Origin of the sequence: Erysipelatoclostridium sp. MSK.7.34 (genome assembly GCF_019041935.1) — a bacterium.
GTDB lineage: Bacteria > Bacillota_I > Bacilli_A > Erysipelotrichales > Coprobacillaceae > Thomasclavelia > Thomasclavelia ramosa.
Map to the genome: position 1 here is coordinate 209269 of NZ_JAHPYJ010000001.1, position 22796 is coordinate 232064.

General features: G+C 29.7%; 24 protein-coding genes. 8 read left to right on the forward strand and 16 right to left on the reverse strand.

The annotated features are described in order from the left end of the window. The 11 genes from rfbD to KTF99_RS01110 form a co-directional block, all read right to left on the reverse strand. The gene (rfbD, locus tag KTF99_RS01060) at positions 1 to 852 is read right to left on the reverse strand and encodes a dTDP-4-dehydrorhamnose reductase (protein WP_003536487.1); all 852 of its coding nucleotides are present in this window, start codon (positions 850 to 852) and stop codon (positions 1 to 3) included. A 75-nt stretch (positions 853 to 927) separates the two neighbouring features. Continuing rightward, positions 928 to 1452 (reverse strand): GNAT family N-acetyltransferase, encoded by a 525-nt coding sequence (locus KTF99_RS01065; RefSeq protein ID WP_003536486.1) that lies wholly within the window; start codon positions 1450 to 1452, stop codon positions 928 to 930. An 83-nt stretch (positions 1453 to 1535) separates the two neighbouring features. Then, positions 1536 to 2474 (reverse strand): tocopherol cyclase family protein, encoded by a 939-nt coding sequence (locus KTF99_RS01070; RefSeq protein WP_029480508.1) that lies wholly within the window; start codon positions 2472 to 2474, stop codon positions 1536 to 1538. Positions 2475 to 2529: 55 nt separating this feature from the next. After that, positions 2530 to 3549, reverse strand: coding sequence for an AI-2E family transporter (locus KTF99_RS01075; RefSeq protein WP_003536484.1), 1020 nt, complete (start codon positions 3547 to 3549; stop codon positions 2530 to 2532). Between the two features lie 53 nt (positions 3550 to 3602). After that, positions 3603 to 5000 (reverse strand): polysaccharide deacetylase family protein, encoded by a 1398-nt coding sequence (locus tag KTF99_RS01080; RefSeq protein ID WP_029480510.1) that lies wholly within the window; start codon positions 4998 to 5000, stop codon positions 3603 to 3605. A gap of 131 nt (positions 5001 to 5131) precedes the next feature. After that, positions 5132 to 6886 carry a hypothetical protein gene (locus KTF99_RS01085; RefSeq protein ID WP_003536482.1) on the reverse strand — a complete coding sequence of 585 codons (1755 nt, stop codon included), beginning with the start codon at positions 6884 to 6886 and terminating at the stop codon, positions 5132 to 5134. A 149-nt stretch (positions 6887 to 7035) separates the two neighbouring features. After that, positions 7036 to 7551, reverse strand: coding sequence for a signal peptidase I (lepB, locus tag KTF99_RS01090; protein WP_008791398.1), 516 nt, complete (start codon positions 7549 to 7551; stop codon positions 7036 to 7038). A 131-nt stretch (positions 7552 to 7682) separates the two neighbouring features. Next, on the reverse strand, positions 7683 to 8198 hold the full coding sequence (gene lepB / locus KTF99_RS01095; protein WP_029480512.1) for a signal peptidase I: 516 nt from the start codon (positions 8196 to 8198) through the stop codon (positions 7683 to 7685). A 30-nt stretch (positions 8199 to 8228) separates the two neighbouring features. Then, complete coding sequence (locus KTF99_RS01100; protein ID WP_003536479.1) at positions 8229 to 8951, reverse strand: SigB/SigF/SigG family RNA polymerase sigma factor; 723 nt, start codon at positions 8949 to 8951, stop codon at positions 8229 to 8231. Continuing rightward, complete coding sequence (spoIIAB, locus tag KTF99_RS01105; RefSeq protein ID WP_003536477.1) at positions 8944 to 9378, reverse strand: anti-sigma F factor; 435 nt, start codon at positions 9376 to 9378, stop codon at positions 8944 to 8946. Before spoIIAB ends, KTF99_RS01100 begins: the two co-directional genes overlap by 8 nt. After that, entirely contained in the window at positions 9378 to 9701 is a 324-nt protein-coding gene (locus tag KTF99_RS01110; RefSeq protein WP_003536476.1) for an STAS domain-containing protein, read from the reverse strand. Before KTF99_RS01110 ends, spoIIAB begins: the two co-directional genes overlap by 1 nt. 166 nt (positions 9702 to 9867) lie before the next feature. Here KTF99_RS01110 and KTF99_RS01115 point away from each other — a divergent pair, with 166 nt between their 5' ends. Further along, a complete protein-coding gene (locus tag KTF99_RS01115) occupies positions 9868 to 11007 on the forward strand; it encodes a D-alanyl-D-alanine carboxypeptidase family protein (protein WP_003536474.1) in 1140 nt (379 codons plus the stop codon). Between the two features lie 53 nt (positions 11008 to 11060). On the opposite strand, the gene KTF99_RS01120 is transcribed toward KTF99_RS01115, so the two are convergent. The 5 genes from KTF99_RS01120 to KTF99_RS01140 all read right to left on the reverse strand — a co-directional run bounded on the left by KTF99_RS01120 (position 11061) and on the right by KTF99_RS01140 (position 16820). Beyond that, entirely contained in the window at positions 11061 to 11558 is a 498-nt protein-coding gene (locus KTF99_RS01120; protein ID WP_009009218.1) for a hypothetical protein, read from the reverse strand. A gap of 259 nt (positions 11559 to 11817) precedes the next feature. Then, the gene (locus tag KTF99_RS01125) at positions 11818 to 13116 is read right to left on the reverse strand and encodes an MBG domain-containing protein (protein WP_003536468.1); all 1299 of its coding nucleotides are present in this window, start codon (positions 13114 to 13116) and stop codon (positions 11818 to 11820) included. 218 nt (positions 13117 to 13334) lie between these two features. Then, entirely contained in the window at positions 13335 to 13619 is a 285-nt protein-coding gene (locus KTF99_RS01130; protein ID WP_003536459.1) for a hypothetical protein, read from the reverse strand. Between the two features lie 9 nt (positions 13620 to 13628). Then, a complete protein-coding gene (locus tag KTF99_RS01135; RefSeq protein WP_029480521.1) occupies positions 13629 to 14354 on the reverse strand; it encodes a CpsD/CapB family tyrosine-protein kinase in 726 nt (241 codons plus the stop codon). Positions 14355 to 14870: 516 nt separating this feature from the next. After that, positions 14871 to 16820 carry a polysaccharide biosynthesis protein gene (locus tag KTF99_RS01140; RefSeq protein WP_029480523.1) on the reverse strand — a complete coding sequence of 650 codons (1950 nt, stop codon included), beginning with the start codon at positions 16818 to 16820 and terminating at the stop codon, positions 14871 to 14873. Between the two features lie 389 nt (positions 16821 to 17209). Between KTF99_RS01140 and KTF99_RS01145 the strand changes: the two genes are divergently transcribed. The 7 genes from KTF99_RS01145 to KTF99_RS01175 all read left to right on the forward strand — a co-directional run bounded on the left by KTF99_RS01145 (position 17210) and on the right by KTF99_RS01175 (position 22719). Further along, positions 17210 to 17893 (forward strand): YveK family protein, encoded by a 684-nt coding sequence (locus KTF99_RS01145; protein ID WP_008791393.1) that lies wholly within the window; start codon positions 17210 to 17212, stop codon positions 17891 to 17893. 2 nt (positions 17894 to 17895) lie between these two features. Further along, on the forward strand, positions 17896 to 18672 hold the full coding sequence (locus tag KTF99_RS01150) for a tyrosine-protein phosphatase (protein ID WP_003536455.1): 777 nt from the start codon (positions 17896 to 17898) through the stop codon (positions 18670 to 18672). Beyond that, positions 18673 to 19398, forward strand: coding sequence for a CpsD/CapB family tyrosine-protein kinase (locus KTF99_RS01155; protein WP_003536454.1), 726 nt, complete (start codon positions 18673 to 18675; stop codon positions 19396 to 19398). A gap of 2 nt (positions 19399 to 19400) precedes the next feature. Continuing rightward, positions 19401 to 20378, forward strand: coding sequence for a hypothetical protein (locus KTF99_RS01160; RefSeq protein WP_003536453.1), 978 nt, complete (start codon positions 19401 to 19403; stop codon positions 20376 to 20378). Between the two features lie 292 nt (positions 20379 to 20670). Then, the gene (locus KTF99_RS01165) at positions 20671 to 21219 is read left to right on the forward strand and encodes an LPXTG cell wall anchor domain-containing protein (protein ID WP_003536450.1); all 549 of its coding nucleotides are present in this window, start codon (positions 20671 to 20673) and stop codon (positions 21217 to 21219) included. Positions 21220 to 21251: 32 nt separating this feature from the next. Next, a complete protein-coding gene (locus KTF99_RS01170) occupies positions 21252 to 21890 on the forward strand; it encodes a class D sortase (protein WP_008791392.1) in 639 nt (212 codons plus the stop codon). A 1-nt stretch (position 21891) separates the two neighbouring features. Next, positions 21892 to 22719 carry a hypothetical protein gene (locus KTF99_RS01175; RefSeq protein WP_008791391.1) on the forward strand — a complete coding sequence of 276 codons (828 nt, stop codon included), beginning with the start codon at positions 21892 to 21894 and terminating at the stop codon, positions 22717 to 22719. Positions 22720 to 22796: the final 77 nt, after the last annotated feature.

Consider the following 22796-nt stretch of genomic DNA (forward strand, 5'->3'; position numbering starts at 1 on the left):
CTAATCCTCCTTGATTTCTTTTATATATTCTTGTAACGACTCTTGCCAAGTTGGCATTTGATACCCATTGACTAAACGTAAAATAAAATTATCTAGTACGACATATGATGGACGAACCACCTCATCAGCCATCTCTTTTGTTGAAACTGGCGTAATCATCACATGACTATTAATTTGTTTACTGATTTCTTTAGCAAACTCATAACGACTACACACACCTTTACAAGTAATATGATATGTTCCGTATTCACTAGTTTCCATTAAATATAGAATTGCTCGAGCAAGATCTTTAGCACTAGTTGGTGACCCAAATTGATCATTTGCAACATTTAAAAAATCTTCTTTTTTACTTTTAGCTATAAACTCATTAACAAAATTTGTACCATTTTGTCCATAAATCCAATTACTTCGAATAATAAAATGTTTATGCGTAAATTCTTTAACATAGTCTTCTCCTGCTTTTTTTGAACAGCCATACACTGTTTTCGGTTTCGCCACATCAAACTCGTTATATGGTGTATCACTTTTACCATCAAAAACATCATCAGTTGAAATTTGAACTACTTTAGCTCCAATTTTTCGAGCTACAATACACAAATTTCGTGGTCCTAAAGCATTGACCCGAAAAGCTTGATCACGATTCCTTTCACACTTATAAACATCGGTAATCGCAGCACAATTAATGATAATATCCGGTCGATTGATTTCTCCAAAACTAATCACATCATCTGTATTAGTAATATCTAATTCATCTTGATCTGTATTTAAAACTTCTATTTCTAATGGTTCAATTACTTCATTAATTGCTGTTCCGATTTGGCCATTGGAACCAACAACCCATACTTTTAACATAATTTTCCTCCTCTTTTCATAATAAAAGCGCTGAATGTATCAACGCTAATCTTTTTTTATTATAGCAATGAAATTTTATACTGTCAAATTTACCTCATCTTTTAAAATTGAGTAAAAGAAATCATCATGAACAATCTCTTGATAACCGGTTACCCCCATACGAAGACAACCTTCATACTGAAATCCTAGTTTTTCTAACAACCTTGCAGAAGCAGTATTTTCTTTAAACACTCGAGCACTAATAATATCAATCTCTTGCTCAAACAATTTTATAATAATAGCTTGCAGAGCTTCATACATATAGCCATTACGATAATACCTACAGTCTAAATAATATGATAAACTGAGAGCATTTACACGATATCTTAAACGATCAGGATTTATAAACACAGCACCAATAACATTATTAGAATTTTTTAGTTCTATGCAATACATCATATCATGTTCCCTCTCAATATCTCTAATCATCTCAGCAAATTCATATTTCGTCATCGCATTAAACTTTAACGTTGCCATATCATTATGAATCTTTAAAAGAGTTTGAGCATCATTATTATCGGGACTTCTTAAAATCAACCGTTCTGTTATTATTGTTTCCATTATTTTCTCCCTTATCCAAATAACTCATTATTATATACTCATATTGTACCACGACAAATAAAAAAAGATGATAATTAATCATCTTATAACCAATTTCCAAACAATTCAAAGCCACAATTAATAAAATTAAACTTAGCAACTTTTTTATTCTTTTTATAAACTAATAAAACAGCTAAAGCATTAAGACTTTCTTCAACATAACCATTCATCTTTCCTGATTGTGGTGATTTTAATTCAAAACGATGTCCTGCTTTTATTTTCAAATAAAATGTATGAGGATGTTGACTAATAATTAAATAATGATATCCTTCCCGCGTAAACATATCTTTTACTCTTGCTCCATAATAAGTTGCTACTCGAATTTGTTGATCATCTACTAATAAGTTCATGATCAATCCTTGAAAACTACACGCTAATAGTGGAATCTTAGCAATTGATAAAAATAAACTTGCCTCTTTTTCTTTACAGCTATTTGATTGTAACCATAAATAATCTTGTGGAAATGAACGTCCCCAGTCCTTTTCAATATAGCCATCACCAATTATCTGAAATTTCTGATTATTTACTTTTAAGCTCCCAGTAATATGATGTCGCAGACTTATTATTGCATGATTACATTCTAAAAATGATAAATAATGAAAAGGTCCCATAATCGTTGGAGCATAACATGTTGTTTCTAGTTTAGTATACTGACTATTTTTCAAGTTTCCTTGAATATCAACTAGCCCATTATCAAGATCCAAAATAATTTGTTCTTTAGTAAAAAAATTATTTTTAATTCTAATGTAAAAGGGATCTTTTCCCCACTGGAAATCATCTAAACTATATTCAATCATCTGACTTTGGTTTGTATATGTATCCAAAGTTTGAATAAATGCACAAGATTTTTCAATTGTCTTACTAATCCCGACAATAATTGCTAAAGAAATTTTACAATCAACAATTTTGAAATACCATCCTTCAAACAAGCGCTGGTCACTGTCTTTAAGATGTAAATTAAGTTCTGTATTTTCTATTTTCATTTTCTCACCTACTAGCAAGTATATGAAAAAGCTGATAATTTATACATTACCTTCTTTAAGATTTTTGAATCTCTACCTTATTTTTTAATTGATATTTGACTTTGAGAATTTGGATAATCACCATTAATAATGTCGGCACAATAATCAAACCTATTACACCCATAACTTTCATTCCTAAATACATCCCAACTAATGAAAGAACTGGAGTTACTCCAAGATTTTTAGCAATCAATTTTGGTTCCAAAATATTTTTTGTTATTACAATAATCATATAGATAACAAGTAATGCTCCTGCAAGATATATTTTATTTGTCAGAGCACTGATTATGATCCATGGAATCATGATCATATCTAATCCTAAAACCGGCATAAAATCAAAAATTGCTATTATGCAAGCCAGCATTATACTATGATTAATCCCTATTATTTTAAATCCTAGCCATAATTCTCCAAACGTAATGATCATAATTATAAAATAAGCTTTAAATAAATTACTTAATACTTCTTTAATTGTATCTATTATAAGTGCCACCATTTCATATCGTTTAACTACCAGTCTTTCAATTCTAGAATAATCTAGAAGAATAAATAATGAAGTAATAACAACAAATATTAAATCAAATAAAATACTTGGTATTTTCATAATAAAAGCAATTAAACCAGTAATAAAGCCAGTAGAAATACTTTCAACTATGCTCATTGATCCACTGTAAATAACATCTAAGTACTTTGTTGCATCAATTATATAATGGTTTTGACTAAATAACTGATATAAATTTTCAAGATAATTAGGCAATAACTCTAATACCGTGTATATTTGAATTACAGCAAATATAATCATGGCAATAATTACACCAATAAAAAGAAGATAATTAAATACAATCAAACATTTTGAAAGAAAAATATTTTCAATCTTTAATAATTTAATTTCTTTAGCTAATAGCGGCTGCAGTACCAAAACAATCAAGCAACTAAAAAAAAGCGGAATCAGCCAGTTTATTAACACATATGTAGCTATTACAATCATAATTATTATCATCAAATAATAACTATATTTAATTAATTTTTCTTTCATCTAATCACCAATACAGTATATGTTTAAAACAAAAAAGAATTCCTTTAGGAATTCTAATTATTTACACTATGGTGTACGACAAAAGAACTATCATCTATTCCTTTAAATACGTAACCTTTATTTTGGTAATATTGAATTACAGGCCCAATTGCTTTTAAAGAATTCTCTTTTCCATTAGCATCATGAAACAATAACATAATATTTTTCTCAGTCGATGCTGTAGCATTTTTAATCAATTGTTTTACTGATAATTGTCCCGAGCCATCTTCACTATCCTCATTCCAATCGTAATATTGATAACCGCGATTTACTACTTCTTTAGTCAATTTACTCATAATCTTATGACAGTATTTCTTAGAAACCTGATTACTACTGCCACCAGGAAAACGAATATATTTAGGCACACTTCCAATTTGACTATATACAAGATCTTCAATTTTTTTTAAATCTGAAAAATATGCTGATGACGAGTTATATATTTGATCATATTCATGAATATAAGTGTGTAATCCAATCGTATGACCTTGGTCATGAGCTTTTTTTATTAAATCATAATAATTTTCATTGGTTCCTGTTACAAAAAAAGTTGCTTTAGCATCGTAAACCGCTAAAATATCTAAAACCTTTTGGGTGTTCATCGATGGACCATCATCAAATGTTAAATATACTACCTTCTCATCACTAGGCTCAAAACTTCCTATTGTCTTATTTTCAACAACGCTAACAATACATGTTTCTTTTGTCATATTCCCAGAACGATCTTTAGCAAAATATACAATTTGATAATCACCTACTTTAGAAATGTCCAAATTAGAACTATCAATTGTTAAAGTTGGATTATCATCTTGATTGTCTTTAACACTGACACTTGATAGAAGATCAATATCACTATCTTTTAAAACACTTAAATTACGAATCCCTAATATTTCTGGCGGAGTCGTATCTTTAGGTAACACATGCACGACTGTTTTTTTGGTTACACAGTTACTGTTAGCCCGACATATCGATACTTCAACTTCGTAATCCCCTACATGATCAAATTGATAATCTTTTTTGAATTTAACTGTTGTCCGAGAATTATCATAAATATCTTTTACTACATCCCGAGCAGTTATCTTCATTCCAAGATCAACAGTAACTTCCTGTACTTCAACATTTGGCTTTAAAGTATCCTGAAGTTCAATCGTAATCGTAGTTTTGATGTTATTATAAATATACGTAATCGGATATTTACCGACTTTACTAAAATCAATCTTACTAGTATCTACATTAACGTCACTAATTGAGCCGCCAATAACTTTTTGAATATTAGCCTGAGGATCGAATTTATTAGATATTTCAATGACAGGATGATAGTTGTATAAAACGATTTGATTAGTTGGTTTAATTGATAATATTATCAAGGTAATAACTAGAACTAAAATAATTAGAAGTAGTTTATACTTTTTCACTTTGATCCCCTCATCAAACCATATTCACCCTTATAAAAAAAAGAACTGCTCCGTGAGGATAAACAAAAAAATCTTAGTATCGTGGTACATCCCTCGTCAAGCAGACACGGGATGTACCATTTATCTAAGATTTATTCTTCTTCTAATTGTTTTAATTCATCTTCACCAGTAATATATTTAAGAATTGCCGTAGCTGCTTCTTGAGGACCTTTATGTTCGTTTCCTTTAATTCCTAAACGTGTTCTTAATTGTCCTACTTTAACCCCTTGTTTAAACATTCTATTGAAATAATCAACTAAAATAACTTCAGTTTGTTCTTCACGTTGTACTGGTCCAAATGGATTAGCAAAATAGCTGCCTACTAAACCGTATTCAGTAGTAGTTCCTTTAGCCATACGATTTCCTGCTCTAAATACATCTAAAGCACTATTTACATCATCAAAGAAACTTAATGATTCGCCACCCTCTTCATAGTTATTTGCATATAGGAAGAAGTCAACATCATGATGCGCAACAACATCTTTATAATCAGTGATTGGTATTACGATTCGCGCATTTACTTTATCTGGATTCATAAAAACAGAACGGTCTAATTCTTTAAAACTATACCCTGCATCTAAATCATCAAGTCGTACAAATGCTCCAATTTCTGTACCAGAAGTTTTAACTTTACCTTCTTCGTCTAATAATAGAACACCCATATCATCATATACAGTTACTAAATCACGGATATAAGCTGCTCCAAATACTTTAATTTGTTCAATTGTTTCTGATTTACCAGCGCCACTGTCACCCATAACTACTATATTTTTAACTTCACCAGAATGTAACGTAATTTTAACCATCGCTCCATGGATAGGTAATTGACGTTGATTGATCTTACGAACATTGTGTAAAGTTAACATCATTTTTTTCATATAACCAAAGTAATCAAAATCATCACTTGCTGATAATAATGCTACCATCATATCATTTTCATCATCTTGATAGAAACTTTGATTCATCTTACCATCTTCATAACCGTATACATAGATGATATCTGGTTTACGATTACGATATTCTTCTTCACTTGCTAATTCAAATAAGTTACATAAAGCAACCCCTTGAGCCATAAATGCTACATTGAAATATACAAATGCTAATAAATCTCCAACTTTAGCTGGATAACAGAACCATTGTTCAGAATCAAATTTCAAATCTTCGATTGGATTATGTTTTGTTTCTGGGAATACCCCATCACGTTTATTCCGCTTAGAATAAGTAATGAATGGTGGATGAATAATTACGGTTTCAATAAATGGAATATCATCTAAATTACGATATTCATAAGGTAAGAATGAACGCATATTTGTTACTCTTAAACCTGCATTAACCCCCGCAGTAATTTGACGGTATACATGATGACGATATCCCAAAGCTGTTTCTTCAATAGTACGGTATACTGATAAAACTAATTCTTCAAACTTAGCTTGAGCATCTCCAAACTGAACATTTTGATATCCTCTACTTGTATTTTCATTATATACAACACTATAACGTTGTAATTTTCTCCAGAAAAGATATACTTCCTCAATTACTTTTACAAATTCATCACGATCTCTAAAATATCCTGATAAATGTGGATATGAAGATAAAACTTCTTCAACAGACATCACTAATAACAATTTAAAAATTGTTCTTAAATCACTAACAATTTCCACACTCTCACTTTTTACTTCTCTTAAATAAGTATAAGTAGTATTTTCTTTTCTTTTTCCTTCGTGAACGAATCCTTTTAAAACTCGTGCAAAAGATTCACTTTCGATTAATTGACAACGAGATTGGCAATATTCTTCAGAAAAGTTTAAGATCGCGTTCCCGCGAGTAATTTTAAATTTATAACTCATTTTACCACCCTTTCTTTCTTCAACAAGCTACTTCCCCCACTTATTGATTTTTGTCATTTTAACACAAAAGGCACATTGTATACAATACTTATTATAAAAAAAGTTAATTTTCTTTCTAAAATAAAAAAGGTCGTTAAGACCTAATTAATTTAAAAGAAAGGAACTGTAAAGAAAACTTTGCCAATCACATCTTCATCAAAATCAAAATAACCTAATCGTCGTGAATCAAGACTATTATTACGATTATCGCCCATAACAAAAACTTTACCTTCAGGGATATCGATCGACATATCTTCATTATTAGTCATAACCCCATTAATGTAGTCTTCTTCTAGTAATTTACCATTTAAATAAACTTGATTATCTTTAATATCAATATGATCGCCACCAATTCCAATTACACGTTTAATAATATAAGTTTCCTTTTTAGCAGCATCAACATAATCAACAACAATAATATCATTACGTTTTGGTTCTTTATTTTTATAAAATACCTTATCAACTAAAACAATGTTACCCTCATGATAAGTTGGTATCATCGACGTTCCATAAACCCTAGATATTTGAACAAAATATAATATACCATATGTAACTATTAAAGTAATTACAATAACCTTTAAGTATTCCAATAAAATACTCTTTTTGCTTTGTATAGCCTCTTCCATTTTATCACCTGAAGTCATTATAACACTTTTTGTTGTTCAATCAAGTAACTATGTTATTTTACGATAATTTAATTTTAAAAAAAAGTAAGTTTAGCTATTTTGCTAAAACTTACTTTTAAATAATAATTTTATTAAGAGAACGGAACCGTAAAGAAAACCTTACCAACTACATCTTCTTTGAAATCAAAATAACCCAAACGCCGCGAATCAAGACTATTATTACGATTATCGCCCATAACAAAAACTTTACCTTCAGGAATATTGATCGACATATCCTCATTATTAGCCATAACCCCATTGACATAGTTTTCATCAAGTTTTTTGCCATTTAGATATACTATATTATCTTTAATTTCAACATAATCTCCGCCAATAGCTATAACTCGTTTGATAATATGCTTCTCTTTTTGATTTGCATCTTTATAATCAACAATTACGATATCATTTCGCTGAGGACTACTATTTTTATACAATACCTTGTCTACCAAAACAATGTTTCCCTCTTTAAATGTAGGGACCATTGAAGTCATTTGAACTCTTGATATTTGAATAAAATACAATACTCCATATGTAATCACTAAAGTGAGCACAATTACTTTTAAATATTCTAATAAAATACTTTTTTTACTTTGTGTAGCCTCTTTCATTTTTATTACCTATGAACATCATAACATTTATTACTGTTCATTTAAATGACTACGTAATTTTGCAATAATTTTCTTTTCTAATCTTGATACTTGAACTTGGGAAATATTTAAACGCTGAGCGACTCGCTCTTGATTAAAATCAAGCTGATAACGCATATAAAGAATTAACTTCTCTTTTTCATCAAGTTTATCAATTTCCATCTCTAATGCAATTTTTTCAAACCACATCTTATTATGTTTATTTTCAATTCGTTCCTCCATTGAAATAGAAGAACCGTCCTTTTCATAAATTGGTTCACTTAATGAGGTTGGATAATAAGATGAGTCAATTGCCTCAACAACATCTTGAACATCAACATCTAAATAAGCTGCAATTTGTTCAACTGTTGGATCTTGACCGGTTTGATTAGTTAGTAATTCACGAGCTTTATTTATTTTTAAATTAAGTTCTTTTAAAGAGCGACTCACTTTAATTGTCCCATCATCTCTAAAATAACGTTTGATTTCACCCATGATGATTGGTACTGCATATGTAGAGAATTGTACCCCATAGTTAGTATCAAAGTTATTAACAGCTTTCATCAAACCAATACATCCAATTTGAAAAAGATCTTCTTTATCATAATAATTATTTTTGAAACGATGGACTATTGACCAAACTAGTCCAAGATTTTGACTGACAACTAATTCTTTAGCACGATCATCCCCGCGATGTGCTTGTTCAATCAGTTCAATAGTATTACTTTTAGCCAAGGTTAGAGTCTTTCAATTGTTTCTTAATAGTTAGTTTAGTTCCTAAATCCGGTGTTGAATGTATTTCTAAATTATCGCAAAGGGCTTCTATAATGGTTAACCCCATCCCCGCATGTTCTAATTCTTTTAATGAGGTATACATAGGTATTTTTGCTTCATCAATATCTTCAATTCCTTTTCCATAATCTTGGATAATGATTTTAATTTGACGATTGTCCTCTATTGTTACTTTAATAATTACCTTACATTCAGGATTATTTTGATAACCATGGATAATGGCATTACTAACCCCTTCACTAATGATTGTTTTTATTTCAACTAATTCATCGATTGTAGGATTTAATGAGGTAATAAATGATGCAACGCTAGTTCGCGCAAAGGGCTCATTTTCAATTCTAGCGTTAAAACTTAACTCCATCTGGTTCATTATCCTTTTACCTCCTCTACATATTCCATCAAATCAAACATTCCTGATAATTCAAAAACTTTATAAGATGTTTTTGATAAATTTGCTAAATATAATTGGCGATCATCTAATTTCAATTGATTATAACGTCCTAAAACTAATCCAATGCCTGAACTATCAATAAAATTAGTATGTAAAAAATCAAAATAGACAGGTCCATTGCCCTTATCTAAAATACTATTTAGTAAGCTGCGATATTTAACAACATTACTGCAGCTAAGTTCGCCATAAAAATAGACGATAACTTTATCATCTAATATCTTGTATTCAATCTTATTTTCCATTATTTCATCTCCTCGTTTGTATCTTACATCTTTTAAAATAATGATGAAATGGTTTCGACAAAACTAGAAGAAAGCATACAAAAAAAGTAGTCATAAACAAATTTCATAACTACTAGATGTATTTTTATCAAACTTGGACATATTAATTAGGGAGGCGATAAAATTGATGAAAAAATTACTAATAACCCTACTGGTAGTATGCTTACTACCAATCTCTAGAGTTCAAGCATTGGACAATGATGTTACTCCTAATGCAAAGTCTGCAATCTTGATTGAGGCAAATTCACGGCAAATTCTCTACGATAAAAATGCTGAAGAAAAGCTTTATCCTGCTTCAACAACCAAGATCATGACAATGATTTTAATGTTTGAGGCCCTACGAAATAAAAAAATATCGTTTGATGATGAAATTACTACTTCAAAATATGCAGCTAGTATGGGCGGAAGTCAAGTTTACTTGGAAGTTGGTGAAAGTTTATCTTTAAAAGATATGTTTAAATCAATTGCTATCGCTAGTGCTAATGATGCTAGTGTGGCAGTAGCTGAACATATTGCTGGAAGTATTAATAAGTTTGTAGAGATGATGAATGATAAGGCTAAAAAATTAGGTTTAAAGAATACTCATTTTAAAAATGCAACCGGTCTACATGATCCCGATCACTACACTTGTGCTCATGATTTAGCAATAATGGCTGCCTATCTAATTGAAATCGGCGGTGAAGACTTATTTGCTGTAACGTCATTGTATGATAGTTATATTCGTGAAGATACGAAACAAAGCTTTTGGCTAGTCAATACTAATAAATTGTTAAAGTTATATAATGGTGTTGATGGTCTAAAAACTGGATATACAAAAGAAGCTGGTTATTGCTTAGTTACCACTGCACAGCGTGATGGTCAAAGAATTATTGGTGTCCTAATGAAAGAAACAGCTCCAAAAACAAGAAATGAAGAAATGTGTAGTTTACTGGATTATGGTTTTAATAATTATAAGCAAGTTACCATTTTTAAAAAAGATACTTTAATTGAACAGCATCTAGTTGATAAAATGGATAACCTGACTATTGATGTCAAATGTAAGAAAGATATAGTATATACTAAAGCAAAAAGCGCTGATGCTAAAGTTTCTACTAAAGTAAACTATAAAGAAAATTTCTTACCGGTTAAACAAGGTGATGTTATTGGCACATTAGATGTCATTGTTGATGGCAAAACAATTGCTACCTATGATGTTTATAGTGACACTAATGCTTCTAAATCAACATATCTATCAAAAACAATTAAAACATTAAAATATTTATTTTAAAACGGATTAAAATCCGTTTTTTATATACACAAAAACAGGCCTTAGCCTATTTCTTAAAAATCTCTTAATTTATCTAAACCGTGATATGCTTTAGGAATTTTTAATACTGTACAATATTTTTCATCTATACAAATTTCATCATCATCCATATAAGCAATAAAACTACGTTTAACAATTTCCCCGTTAATAACATAATAATTAAAAAATGATTTAACTTTTTTTATTTTTCTAATGCAATAATCACTATATGTACATTCATCGAAATTTCTTAATGATCTAAAAAAACTTGTTTTTTGACGATAAATCAATTTACCTGCTTTTTCTTTGATAAAAGACTGACTTATTTTATTAATTTGATACAACATCATTATAACTACAATAATTATAAATATAAATATTCCTCTTATTTTTATTGACGCAATTACCAAGATGCTTAAGCCAAACAATTCTGGAATAATGAAATACCGAAGATACTTTATTATTGAAAATTTGTATAATAAATCTAATTTAGACATATCACTCCAATTATCCATATTCTTTACCAATGACATTGTTATCACTCCTTATTTTTATTCCATTATATCTTTATCAAAGAGGATTAAAAGTCACTTTTAGTAAAGTTGATATTAAGTTTTTATATGATTTATAATTTAATTATTTTAGTATTATACTTATAAATATATCCATAAGTTCAATAATAAAATAATATTCCCCACTATTTTGATCCCTCCTTTCGTAAACAATGTTTTATTTACATTGTCTACTTTAGAGGGATCATATCATTTTTTAGTGGGGAATTTCATATAATAGCTATTTATTTAAACTATGTATTTTTCTTAAAATAATTAACAATAGTAAGGCACTAATTCCTGCCAATGCTATCAAAGTATTTAAATCTACGTTATCACCGGTTGGGGTTCCCTTATCTACAGGTTTAACAGGTAGGGCGGTTTTAGCGTTGACCGTTAAAGTACCAGTAACAATTTCTAAATTATAATTATTGGCCCCTTCGACTTTACCATTGATTACATATTTTCCTGCTTTTTCACCTGGTTCTCTAGTTAACTCAACAGTAAATATATCTCCATTAACCAATCCTATAATATTATAAGTAAATTCTGGATCAATTTCTCCTTCAACCTTCATTTTATCATCGATTATTAGCTGCACTTTTTTACTAGCTATAGTATATGTACCATCCGTAAATGTTACATCATAGTTTTCATTACTTGCATCACCAGTAATCTTATATTCACCTACATCATTTCCCGATTCACGTTCTAAAGTGATTCCTAAATCCGCCAATGTATCACCATAAGCTAAAGTACTATCCACTGCTAGTGAAAATGTTAATACTTTTTCATCATCACCATATGTCGTATTAATGTTATCAATATTAATATTTATAGCTTTAGGTGTAATTGTATGCTTTCCTTTTACAACTACTACTTCTTTGTAGTTTTTAGCTACATCTTCATTGATAATTGCCTTTATTTTATGATTCCCTACATTTTCATTGTTATCTGTAACACAAACAATCGATGATACTAATGTATCAATATCGCGTGCTACTACACCCTCTAAAGAATATGAATATTTGTATTCTTCACCATAATTATTATTTATATCATTAACAGTTACAATTGCTTTATCAGCCTTTTTAATAACTAAAGAAGCTACTTTCGGTATTGCCGCATAATGTGTATCATCACCACTATATGACGCTACAACACGATATCGACCAGCTGCAGTTGGGGGGATAGTACTATTATAACTATTATCAACACCTTTATATACTAATTTAGCATCAATAAAAGCGTTACCCGATTTATCATAAACTTTTCCAATTAATGATTTTGATGTACCATCATATGTTTCCACATTTAAATAATTATCAAACTTAATTTGTACTGTTTCTTTTCTAATTGTATATACACGAGTAATTGGTTTTACTGCATAATTACTCCCTAAAGTATATACTGTTTCAGTATATACACCTGGTTCTAAAATTGGTTTTGTATTAGTGTGATACTTACCATCACTAGAAAAACCTGTATATAGTGTTCTAACTTGAATCCCATCAACAACAGTACCTTCTTTATTGTACAATTTACCACCAAAATTGAAATTGTATCTATCACTGTATACTATGCTGCCTTTAATCTCTTACTTTTTCCTAGGAGCGTCGCTCTTTATAATTATCACTGCCCTTTTCTGTTCGATATAATCTAGTCATTCGATAAATCAATCTTGTTATCCCTAAAAACATGGTAATCAATAAAAAATATATAAAATAGCAACTTAGCGGTAAACTTTTATCGGCTATTTCAAATAAAAAAAACATTAGCAATACTATCAATTACTGCAGCGCTAAGAATATTTTTAAGCTCATTAATTGAAGCAAATTGCCATAAACTACGGTAAAGTTTAAAAAGATAAAAAATCACCAACGAGATAAAAATCTCCAGTCCCATTAAATTCTTTAATATATTAAAATAATAGCTTGGAATTTCTCCATTAAACCTAAGAAATAGCGCTAAAAAACTTGCTAGAATAATGCAAATTAAATCAATTAAAATTAAAATAATTCTTCTTACACTAAACTTTCTCATTGCCCCTCCTTAATAATAGTAATAATTATTGTATTTATCCTTTTCAACTTCTACTTGACTTAATACTGTTCCAAGGATATTGACATTATTCTTTTGTAAGATTTCGATTGAAGCCTTAGCATCTTTACGACCAGTTAGTTGTGATGAGCAAACAAAAACCGTTCCATCAACCACATTACCAATCGGAATAGCATCACTAACTAACATAATTGGAGGACAATCAATAACTATAAAATCATACAGCTTCATCAGCTCATTAATAAACTCTTCAAAGATATCACTACTAATTAACTCACTAGGATTTGGTACCTTGATGCCAGCAGTTAGTACTGATAACTTTCCCTCAAATGATTCATCTTCAATAAATTGAAAATATTTTGAACTAATTTTTTTAGTTTCACCATATTCGATCAAAGCGTTAGTTAATCCTCGTGAGTTCGATAGTTTTAAATAATGATGTTGGGTCGGTCTTCTTAAATCAGCATCAATCAATAAGACATTTGCATATTTCGTTGCATATATCATCGCTAAGTTTAAAGCCGTAGTGCTCTTTCCTTCATTACTAATTGAAGATGTGATATTAATTGCTTTAACATTTTTTCCTACTGCTGAATATTCAATATTAGTCCTAATGTTACGATATACTTCTTGATAATCAACATGATTATTTTTGTTACTTTTATCAATAATTTTATGTGTACTTTTTACGGCCTTTTTTCTCTTTCTTCCTAACATTTTCTCTCTCCTTTGAAAACTATTCACCAGTCATCATACAGCTTTAATAAATTGGCAGTTCTACCAGCTGTTAAACATATGACCAGGGAAGTAAATTAGACTATCACAAAATAATTTTGATTTATTTTACAGAGACAAGATGTGTTGTTTCTATATTTTCTAGTACTATTCATGAAAATCTAATTATATATATTTATCACTAGAACAAATAAACTATCATACTTGGTATTTTAAACATTCAACTAATCTGTGATAATAACATAAGCCAAAAAATATCACAGCAATTCATACTAAGTATTATTTTATTTTCTAGAACTGCCCTAACAAAAAAAGCTCTGGGCATCATTGCCTAGAGCTTTGCTAATACATATCATTTTACATCTATCAAATCTAGAATATATCGATATAGATATATTCATTCAATCATTCATCTATATACAAATACTAGCCGTATTAGCATATTACAAATTACTTATAGTAACGCGACATAGCGACGATTACCACGATTAATCATTTTTAAATATTTACAGTTTTACTAACTTGAACTTGTTCATTAACTTGAACATGTGAATCTTTCTTTATTTCTGGTGTCTTTCTTCTCTTTGGAGTAATACCATATTGGTAAGTTGGCACAAGTTCCTTAATCAATGAACGAATATCATCTGTTTCTCCATATGCAGCTTCTTTTAAATTTATTAATCTTTCAACAAATGTATCTTCATTCATCTCAATCGGTTTTCCAATGTGAATCATATGATTAGGAGTATCTTGAAGCCCCTCCTCTTCCATAAGTAATTCTTCATATAACTTTTCTCCTGGTCTTAATCCAGTATACTCGATTTTTATATCAACATCCGGCTCATAACCAGATAATTTAATTAAATTTTTTGCCATATCAGCTATTCTTACTGGCTCACCCATATCTAAAATAAAAATTTCACCACCCTTAGCATAGGCACCTGCTTGAAGAACTAACGATACTGCTTCAGGGATTGTCATAAAATAACGAATTATATCAGGATGGGTTACTGTTACAGGTCCACCTTCTTTAATTTGTCTTTTAAATATTGGAATTACCGAGCCATTCGAACCTAGAACATTGCCAAATCTTACAGCAACGTATTCAGTTTGTGATCTTTTATTGTAAGTTTGAACAATCATTTCACATAACCTTTTTGTAGCACCCATCACATTAGTTGGATTGACTGCTTTATCAGTCGAAATCAAAATAAATTTTTGTGCATTATATTTATCTGCAGCTCGAGCAACATTTAATGTTCCAAAAACATTATTTTTTATTGCCTCATTCGGCGAATCTTCCATCAAAGGAACGTGTTTATGTGCAGCCGCATGATAAACAATATCAGGATGATAAATCTCAAATAATTTATTGACCTTGACTTCATTTCTTACAGAAGCAATTAAAGTCTCTAAATTAAGTTCTGGATAATTATGCTTTAATTCTAATTGAATATTATAAGCATTATTTTCATAAATATCTACAATTATTAATTGTTTTGGTTTATTTGCAGCAATTTGACGGCATAATTCACTACCGATTGATCCGCCCCCACCTGTTACCATAACAACTTTATCGGTTACATAGCCCATAATATCAGCTAAATTAACTTTTATTGGATCACGTCCTAATAAATCTTGAATCTCAACCTCTTTTAAATCAGAAATATGAACATCTTCATTAATAAACTGATATATTCCAGGCAACTTTTTTAACTTACATTTTGTTTCTTTACATATATTAAAGATATCGATTAAATCTCTTTTACTTGCTGAAGGCATCGCTACCATAATTTCTTCTATCTTATATTTATTTACAGCTTCAATGATCTTATCACGACCACCATATATTGAAACCCCATGAATTGTTCGATTCCATTTACTTGGCTCATCATCAATAAAACAAATAACTTCTTTATAGATACTCTTTGAACCTAAAATCTCCTTATAAACTTTTTCCCCAGCAACTCCGGCACCAATAATCATTACTTTTTCTAAAGGTCGTTGCTCTTTTCTTCCCCTTATATTATGACGCGCGGCATATAACCTAATAAAACGATAAATAAATCGACTTCCCCCAACCATCAATACTAATAATAAAAAGTAAATAAAATAACAACTTCTTGGTAATGGATTTCCAGTCAATTCACATATTAAGATATTTGCTATGGCACTCATAATCGACGCAAATATAATATTTTTTAGTTCAATTATCGATGCAAACTGCCATAAACTATGATATAGACGAAAAGTAATAAAGATTGCTAGTCCAATTAATATCATTGAACCAATCAATATATTTACTCTATGTAGATACTGAGACTCAATAGGTCCATTGAATCTCAATAATAAAGATCCATATGCAGCAATTATAATGCTAATAACATCAAAACTAACTAAAAATATTCGTCTAATATTCAGTTGCGTCTTTTCTCCCAATCTTTTCATTCTGTTCTATCTCCCTTCTAGAAACTCAGAAAAGTAACTACTTATCATTTCTCGATTTTCTAAAATCATTTAACATTCTATTTTTAAGCATGATAAAAGATTCTATCAAATATACAAGGCAATTATGATTAATTTAAGACAATAAATCAAGTGATTTTCCATATTTTCTCTATTTTATTACAATTACCGACAATATCCATCATAAATTTAATCTTATTTTCATTCTTTTTTTTAAATTTATAAAATAACAACTCTGTCACACATTCTATTTTAACATTTTTCTACAATAAATATTAATTTTTATTGGTAATTTCTTGCATTTTATCCGCTTATAAAGGATAATACGTTTTGGAATAGTTTTATTCAATATATTAATAATGGGAGGACTTATGGATAAAAATGAATTAAATGATGAAGTTGAAATCGACTTATCACAATTATTGAAATTACTGAAAAAGAATATTCGCTTGATTATTATCTTAGCCTTAGTCGGAATAATTATTGCAGCTTCTGCAACTACCTTTCTAATAAGTAAAAAATACCAGTCACAAGGAAGTGTATTATTAAAAGCTGATGTAGTTAATGGATCATTAGACTCAACTCAAGTTAATACAAATAAAATGATGGTAAATAACTATGTTAAATTATTACAAGGTAATAACATTCAAGATCAAGTTGCTAAAAACTTAAATATTACTTCTGCCGAAGTACGCAGTTCATTAAGTATTACAAATACTACTGATACACAAATTATTGAAATTTCTTCAACAACTGTTGATCCTGGACTTTCTAAAAGAATCGTTGATGAAACAATTAGTGTTTTTACAACTTTAATCCAAGAAAAGCTAGATGTGACAAATGTTACGATCGTTGATCAGCCTGAAGTAAATCCTAATCCAGTTTCACCAAGCATGGTTAAAAATGTTATTATTGGGGCAGTAGCCGGTATCGTTATTAGTTTGGGGTATTTATTACTTACATACCTATTAGATACTAAAATTAAAAACGGTGAACAAGCTGAACAATATCTAGGGGTCCCTCTATTGGGAATCGTCCCTTTCTTTGAGGAATAACCATGGCATTTATTGATATACATAGTCATTATGCTTGGAATGTTGATGATGGTATCGAAACTCGAGAAGATGCACAGGCAGCATTAAAAAAAGCTCAAATTCAAAATATTACTAAAATTGTAGCAACTCCTCATCTTACTCCAGGAACAACTACAGCAAAAGAGTTTGAACAAATTAAAGAACGGATTGAGGAATTAAAAAAGCTTGCCAAAGAATATCAAATTGAAATCTATCCAGGTTGTGAAGTTATGCTTAATGGAGACTATCTAGAACTATTAGATAATCATCAATATTTAACTATTAACAATGGACCGTATTTACTTGTTGAATTTAATGTTACTCAAAAATTACCCGAAGATTATGATGATCGTCTATATGAATATGGAATAAAGCAAAAAATTGTTATCGCTCATGTAGAACGTTATTTTCATCATAGTATTGATTTAAATCTAATTCAAGAGTGGATTGATCGTGGCTATATTATTCAAGTTAACAGCACTAGTTTATTAGGAATCCATGGTAGTATGATTCAAGAAAATGCATACCAGCTATTAGATAATGGTATGGTTCATGTAATCGCTAATGATGTTCATCGCCCTAATGGTAAACGTAGTGTTAATCTCCAAGAGACATATGAAGTTTTAGCAAAAAAATATCAAGCTGAGGATTTAACTAGACTCATGTATGATAACCCTCTAGCCATTATCAATGGACATGCGCCTGAATTAATAAAAGTTCGTAAAATATCTAAATTACCTTGGTTTAAAAGGAGAAAATAAATGTTTAAAAAGAATAAAAAACAGAGTGAAAAAGACACATATCTGATTACTTCGCCAGATAAAAAGCATGGGAAAATCGATTTTAAAGAAGTATACCGCCACATTAGAACAAACATCGAATATTCTACTGTTGGTAAAAATGTTAAAGCAATCAATGTGACATCTTCAATTCCTAGTGAATCAAAAAGTACTACATCATTAAACTTAGCGATGATATATGCAACGAAATATGCAAATGTCTTATTGATTGATGCTGATTTAAGAAAAGCTACCCAGCATCGTTATTTAAAACTATCGAACTCACGAGGATTAACTAACGCTTTGATCGAATATGGTGAAACTAAAAAAATTAGTTCAAAATGTTTCCAATTCATTGAAGATGAATCGTTTGTAGGAAAATTATCAGTTTTAACTTCTGGGGTCAAAGTACCAAACCCTAGTGAATTATTAAGTAGTCAAATCTTCGAAGACTTTATTAATGAATTAAAAGGATTATACGATTTTATTATCATTGATTGTCCTCCAATTATGTTAGTTAGTGATGCTATTCCGATTGGTAATGTGGTTGATGGAACAATCTTTGTTTGCTCATCACAACTAACTGGTCGTAAAGATGCTAAGGCTTCAATCGAAATCTTACAAAAGAATAATGTCAATATCCTTGGAACAGTATTAACTCAAGTAGAGCAAGATGGCTCTAGCAATGGATATTACTACTATTACTAACAATGAAAAATAAAAAAAACAGTATTTTTCTTATTGTTGTTCCAATTCTTTGTATTTTAATAGTAGCATTATTTGCCTATGATCGTTACCAAACCAACCAGTTAGCAAAAAAATTCAAGCAAGATAATCAAACTGTCGATACTTCTAAAAACAATAATCAAACATCGTTAGAAAACAAATTACCAACTATCTATTGCGTTGGTGATAGTACAACGATTGGAACTAGCAAAAATACCAGTTATCCCAAATATTTAGAAAATAGCATTAATACAACTATTACTACTTTTGGAGATGACTCTATTAACAGTCTTGCTTTAGCAATTAAATTTGGCGTTAGTGAAATCTATGTTAATAACTTTACGATTCCTGCAAAAAGTGAAGAAACTACAATTACCTTATTAGATAAAAATGGCCAGGCCGTAAATGCTATTTTAACAAGTAAGACCAATATTGATAAATGTACAATCAATAACATTGAAGGTTCCATCAATTATGATACAGCTAATAATCGTTTAGTTTTCAAACGTTCAAAAGCTGGTGAAAGTAGTAAAATCAATACTTTAACTAAAATAGAAGTAACAAAACCTGAAATTAATAAGGATAACATCTTAATATTATTTACTGGTTCTTATGAAGAAAGTGTTCAAGGAAGCTTAGCTGAATATCAAAAACAAATTATTAGTGCATTTAACACTGATAAATATATTGTTGTATCATTAACTCAAGATGATCGTGATGCTACAAATAATTTATTGAAGACAACACATGGTGATCATTATTTAGATTTTAAAAGTTATTTATTAACAAGCGGTTTAAAAGATGCAGGAATTACAGAAACTGCTCAAGATAAAACAAATCTAGCTAATAAAAATACTCCGTCTAGTCTTTTAGATGACAAGATAAATGGAAATAGCAAATATAATGAATTATTAGCAAAACAGCTTACTGATAAAATGACTAAATTAGGTTATCTAAAATAAATAAACTAGTTTAACACTTTAATTTTTAATAAAATTAAAGTGTTTTTTTATAGTTAACAGTAATTAACTTAAAAAAAATATAAAAGTTATTATTATATCATAAATAAATTGTTTTTTATATATCAAATTTTTAATATTTTTTTGTATTTTTTATCATTGTCACAAAATTATCTCAAATTTAAATAACTAAATTTAACTAATTACTTGTTATTATGCCAAAAAAGATATATTATATATGTGTATATTTGTGTATCTTTCGCAAATATTCTAAAACTAAAAAGGAGGGGACAAGATGAAGAAACTTTTAAGTTCTTTAATGGTAGCTTGCTTAATGTTTGTTGCAACTATCTCAACTGTTGGTGCTGTTGGTTCTATCACTGCTGATGAACAAAAAATCATCGATGCTTTAGAAGCTGGTGTTACAGTTGATGGAGTTAAAGTTAATCTAAAAGCTGCTGATATTAATGCTGCTAAAAATTACTTAACTAACAATGATGTTACAGCTGCTCAAGTGACTACTATTTTGAACAACATTGAAGGAGCAAAATCTTATATGCAAACTAATCATATTAAAGATATCGCTTCTATCAAAGGTGCTCATGCCACTGCAATTTTAGGTTTCGCTCAAGCTGCAGCTGATGTACTTGGGTTAACTATTAAAGTTGGTGCTGATGGTACTGTCACTGTTTACAAAGGTAGCGAAGTTGTTTATTCAACTACAAACGTTATCAAAAAGACTGGTTATGATTTCACTCAAACTGCTGTAATGGCAGCTGGACTTGTAGCTGTATTATTCGGTGCAGGATATTACGCTAAGAGAAAACAACTTTTAGTTAAATAATCGTGCGATTAAAACATAAGCAAAAAAAGATAATGGCACTAGTATTAGTGCCATTATCTTTTACCATTATCTGCTACCTAGTATTATTTTTAATAATTAGTCCAATTATTGAACCAGTCATGTCTATTTACAGTCTTGTTGCTAGTGAACATGCACCAAATTTAAATGATAACAGCAACAAAGATCTATATAAAAATAAACTAGTTAGTTCTGCTACTATTAAAGCTTCAGAAGTAGTAATGCCTTCTTATGGTGACCTATTTGGTAAAATAACCATTGATTCTGTCAACAAGACAATTAACCTATACTATGGTGATGGTAATGATCAGCTTCGTAAAGGCGCTGGATTATTCAACGGTTCATTTTTACCAGGATTTAACCGTACTTCATTAATTGCCGGTCACTCATTGCCTTACTTTGAATGTTTAGGTGATGTCAATGTTGGAGATATTATTAAAATATCTACCCATTATGGTGATTTTGAATATAAAATAACAGATACTAAAATTGGTAAAGCTACTGATGAATCAAATTACGATCTTGCCCAAAGCGAGAAAGAACAATTGATCTTATATACATGTTATCCATTCGAATTGATTGGTTACAAAGCTGACCGTTTATTTGTTTATGCAGATAAAATAAGTGGTCCAACGATCTTGGAGGGACAATAACATGGCAAGAAAAAAATCAAGTAGTCGAACTACATTATCGTATATTTTATCATTATTAATTGCAATCTTTCTAAGTATCTTAGTAGTTCTAACAGTAACTCGTTTTACTGTTATGTCTCCAAGTTTCTTAATTTCTAAAATGGATGGAGCTGATTTTTATAAACAATCAGTTGTATCATTAAATGAAGAAATCCAGCAAGAAACACAGTCAACAGGATTTCCTATAGAAATGTTTGAAAACTATGTTGATGAAGATACTGCTAAAACAGCAATGGAAAAATACATTAATAATGCCTTTGATGGTGGTGAAACCACTATTAACACAACTGAATTTGAAACAAAACTTACCCAGGATATAGATAACTATTTAACAACTAATAATATTATTATTAATAGTGAATCACAAGAAGCAATTAGCGTACTGAAAAGTAACTTGATTGATTTATACAAAAGCTATTTATCATTCCCTTATCTAGCCCTTGTTATTGATGTTATAAATACATATGATGGAATCTTTTTAATTGCGGCAGCAGCTTTAGTTGTTTTAATCGGATTAGCAAGTTTCTTATTATATCGCCTATATAGTCATTATCAAGGTAGAAGACGCTATTTCTCATATGCCCTATCGGCTTCTGGTTTAATGTGTTTCGCTTTACCATTCTTTATCTATATTGGTAAATTTATTGATAAAATCAGTTTATCACCTGCATATTTCTATAATTTCTTTACAAGTACCTTAAACTCTTACATGTTGACATTTGTAATCGTTGGTTTAGTAATGATTGTTTTAGCAAATATTGTAGCGTATATAAAATTTGAACGAAAATAATGCGCTTGTAATTAATACAAGCGTTTTATTTTGCTTATAAAGAAAAAAGGCTCTAACTTAAATTATAGGCCTTTTAA

Coding starts and splice junctions, on each gene's coding strand:
- rfbD (WP_003536487.1), bottom strand. CDS start 852: ATGTTAAAAGTATGGGTTGTTGGTTCCAATGGCCAAATCGGAACAGCA.
- KTF99_RS01145 (WP_008791393.1), top strand. CDS start 17,210: ATGGATAAAAATGAATTAAATGATGAAGTTGAAATCGACTTATCACAA.
- KTF99_RS01155 (WP_003536454.1), top strand. CDS start 18,673: ATGTTTAAAAAGAATAAAAAACAGAGTGAAAAAGACACATATCTGATT.
- spoIIAB (WP_003536477.1), bottom strand. CDS start 9,378: ATGAACCAGATGGAGTTAAGTTTTAACGCTAGAATTGAAAATGAGCCC.
- KTF99_RS01115 (WP_003536474.1), top strand. CDS start 9,868: ATGAAAAAATTACTAATAACCCTACTGGTAGTATGCTTACTACCAATC.
- KTF99_RS01120 (WP_009009218.1), bottom strand. CDS start 11,558: ATGTCATTGGTAAAGAATATGGATAATTGGAGTGATATGTCTAAATTA.
- lepB (WP_008791398.1), bottom strand. CDS start 7,551: ATGGAAGAGGCTATACAAAGCAAAAAGAGTATTTTATTGGAATACTTA.
- KTF99_RS01070 (WP_029480508.1), bottom strand. CDS start 2,474: ATGAAAATAGAAAATACAGAACTTAATTTACATCTTAAAGACAGTGAC.
- KTF99_RS01170 (WP_008791392.1), top strand. CDS start 21,252: ATGGCACTAGTATTAGTGCCATTATCTTTTACCATTATCTGCTACCTA.
- KTF99_RS01165 (WP_003536450.1), top strand. CDS start 20,671: ATGAAGAAACTTTTAAGTTCTTTAATGGTAGCTTGCTTAATGTTTGTT.
- KTF99_RS01150 (WP_003536455.1), top strand. CDS start 17,896: ATGGCATTTATTGATATACATAGTCATTATGCTTGGAATGTTGATGAT.
- KTF99_RS01085 (WP_003536482.1), bottom strand. CDS start 6,886: ATGAGTTATAAATTTAAAATTACTCGCGGGAACGCGATCTTAAACTTT.
- KTF99_RS01160 (WP_003536453.1), top strand. CDS start 19,401: ATGAAAAATAAAAAAAACAGTATTTTTCTTATTGTTGTTCCAATTCTT.
- lepB (WP_029480512.1), bottom strand. CDS start 8,198: ATGAAAGAGGCTACACAAAGTAAAAAAAGTATTTTATTAGAATATTTA.
- KTF99_RS01110 (WP_003536476.1), bottom strand. CDS start 9,701: ATGGAAAATAAGATTGAATACAAGATATTAGATGATAAAGTTATCGTC.
- KTF99_RS01175 (WP_008791391.1), top strand. CDS start 21,892: ATGGCAAGAAAAAAATCAAGTAGTCGAACTACATTATCGTATATTTTA.
- KTF99_RS01075 (WP_003536484.1), bottom strand. CDS start 3,549: ATGAAAGAAAAATTAATTAAATATAGTTATTATTTGATGATAATAATT.
- KTF99_RS01135 (WP_029480521.1), bottom strand. CDS start 14,354: ATGTTAGGAAGAAAGAGAAAAAAGGCCGTAAAAAGTACACATAAAATT.
- KTF99_RS01140 (WP_029480523.1), bottom strand. CDS start 16,820: ATGAAAAGATTGGGAGAAAAGACGCAACTGAATATTAGACGAATATTT.
- KTF99_RS01130 (WP_003536459.1), bottom strand. CDS start 13,619: ATGAGAAAGTTTAGTGTAAGAAGAATTATTTTAATTTTAATTGATTTA.
- KTF99_RS01065 (WP_003536486.1), bottom strand. CDS start 1,452: ATGGAAACAATAATAACAGAACGGTTGATTTTAAGAAGTCCCGATAAT.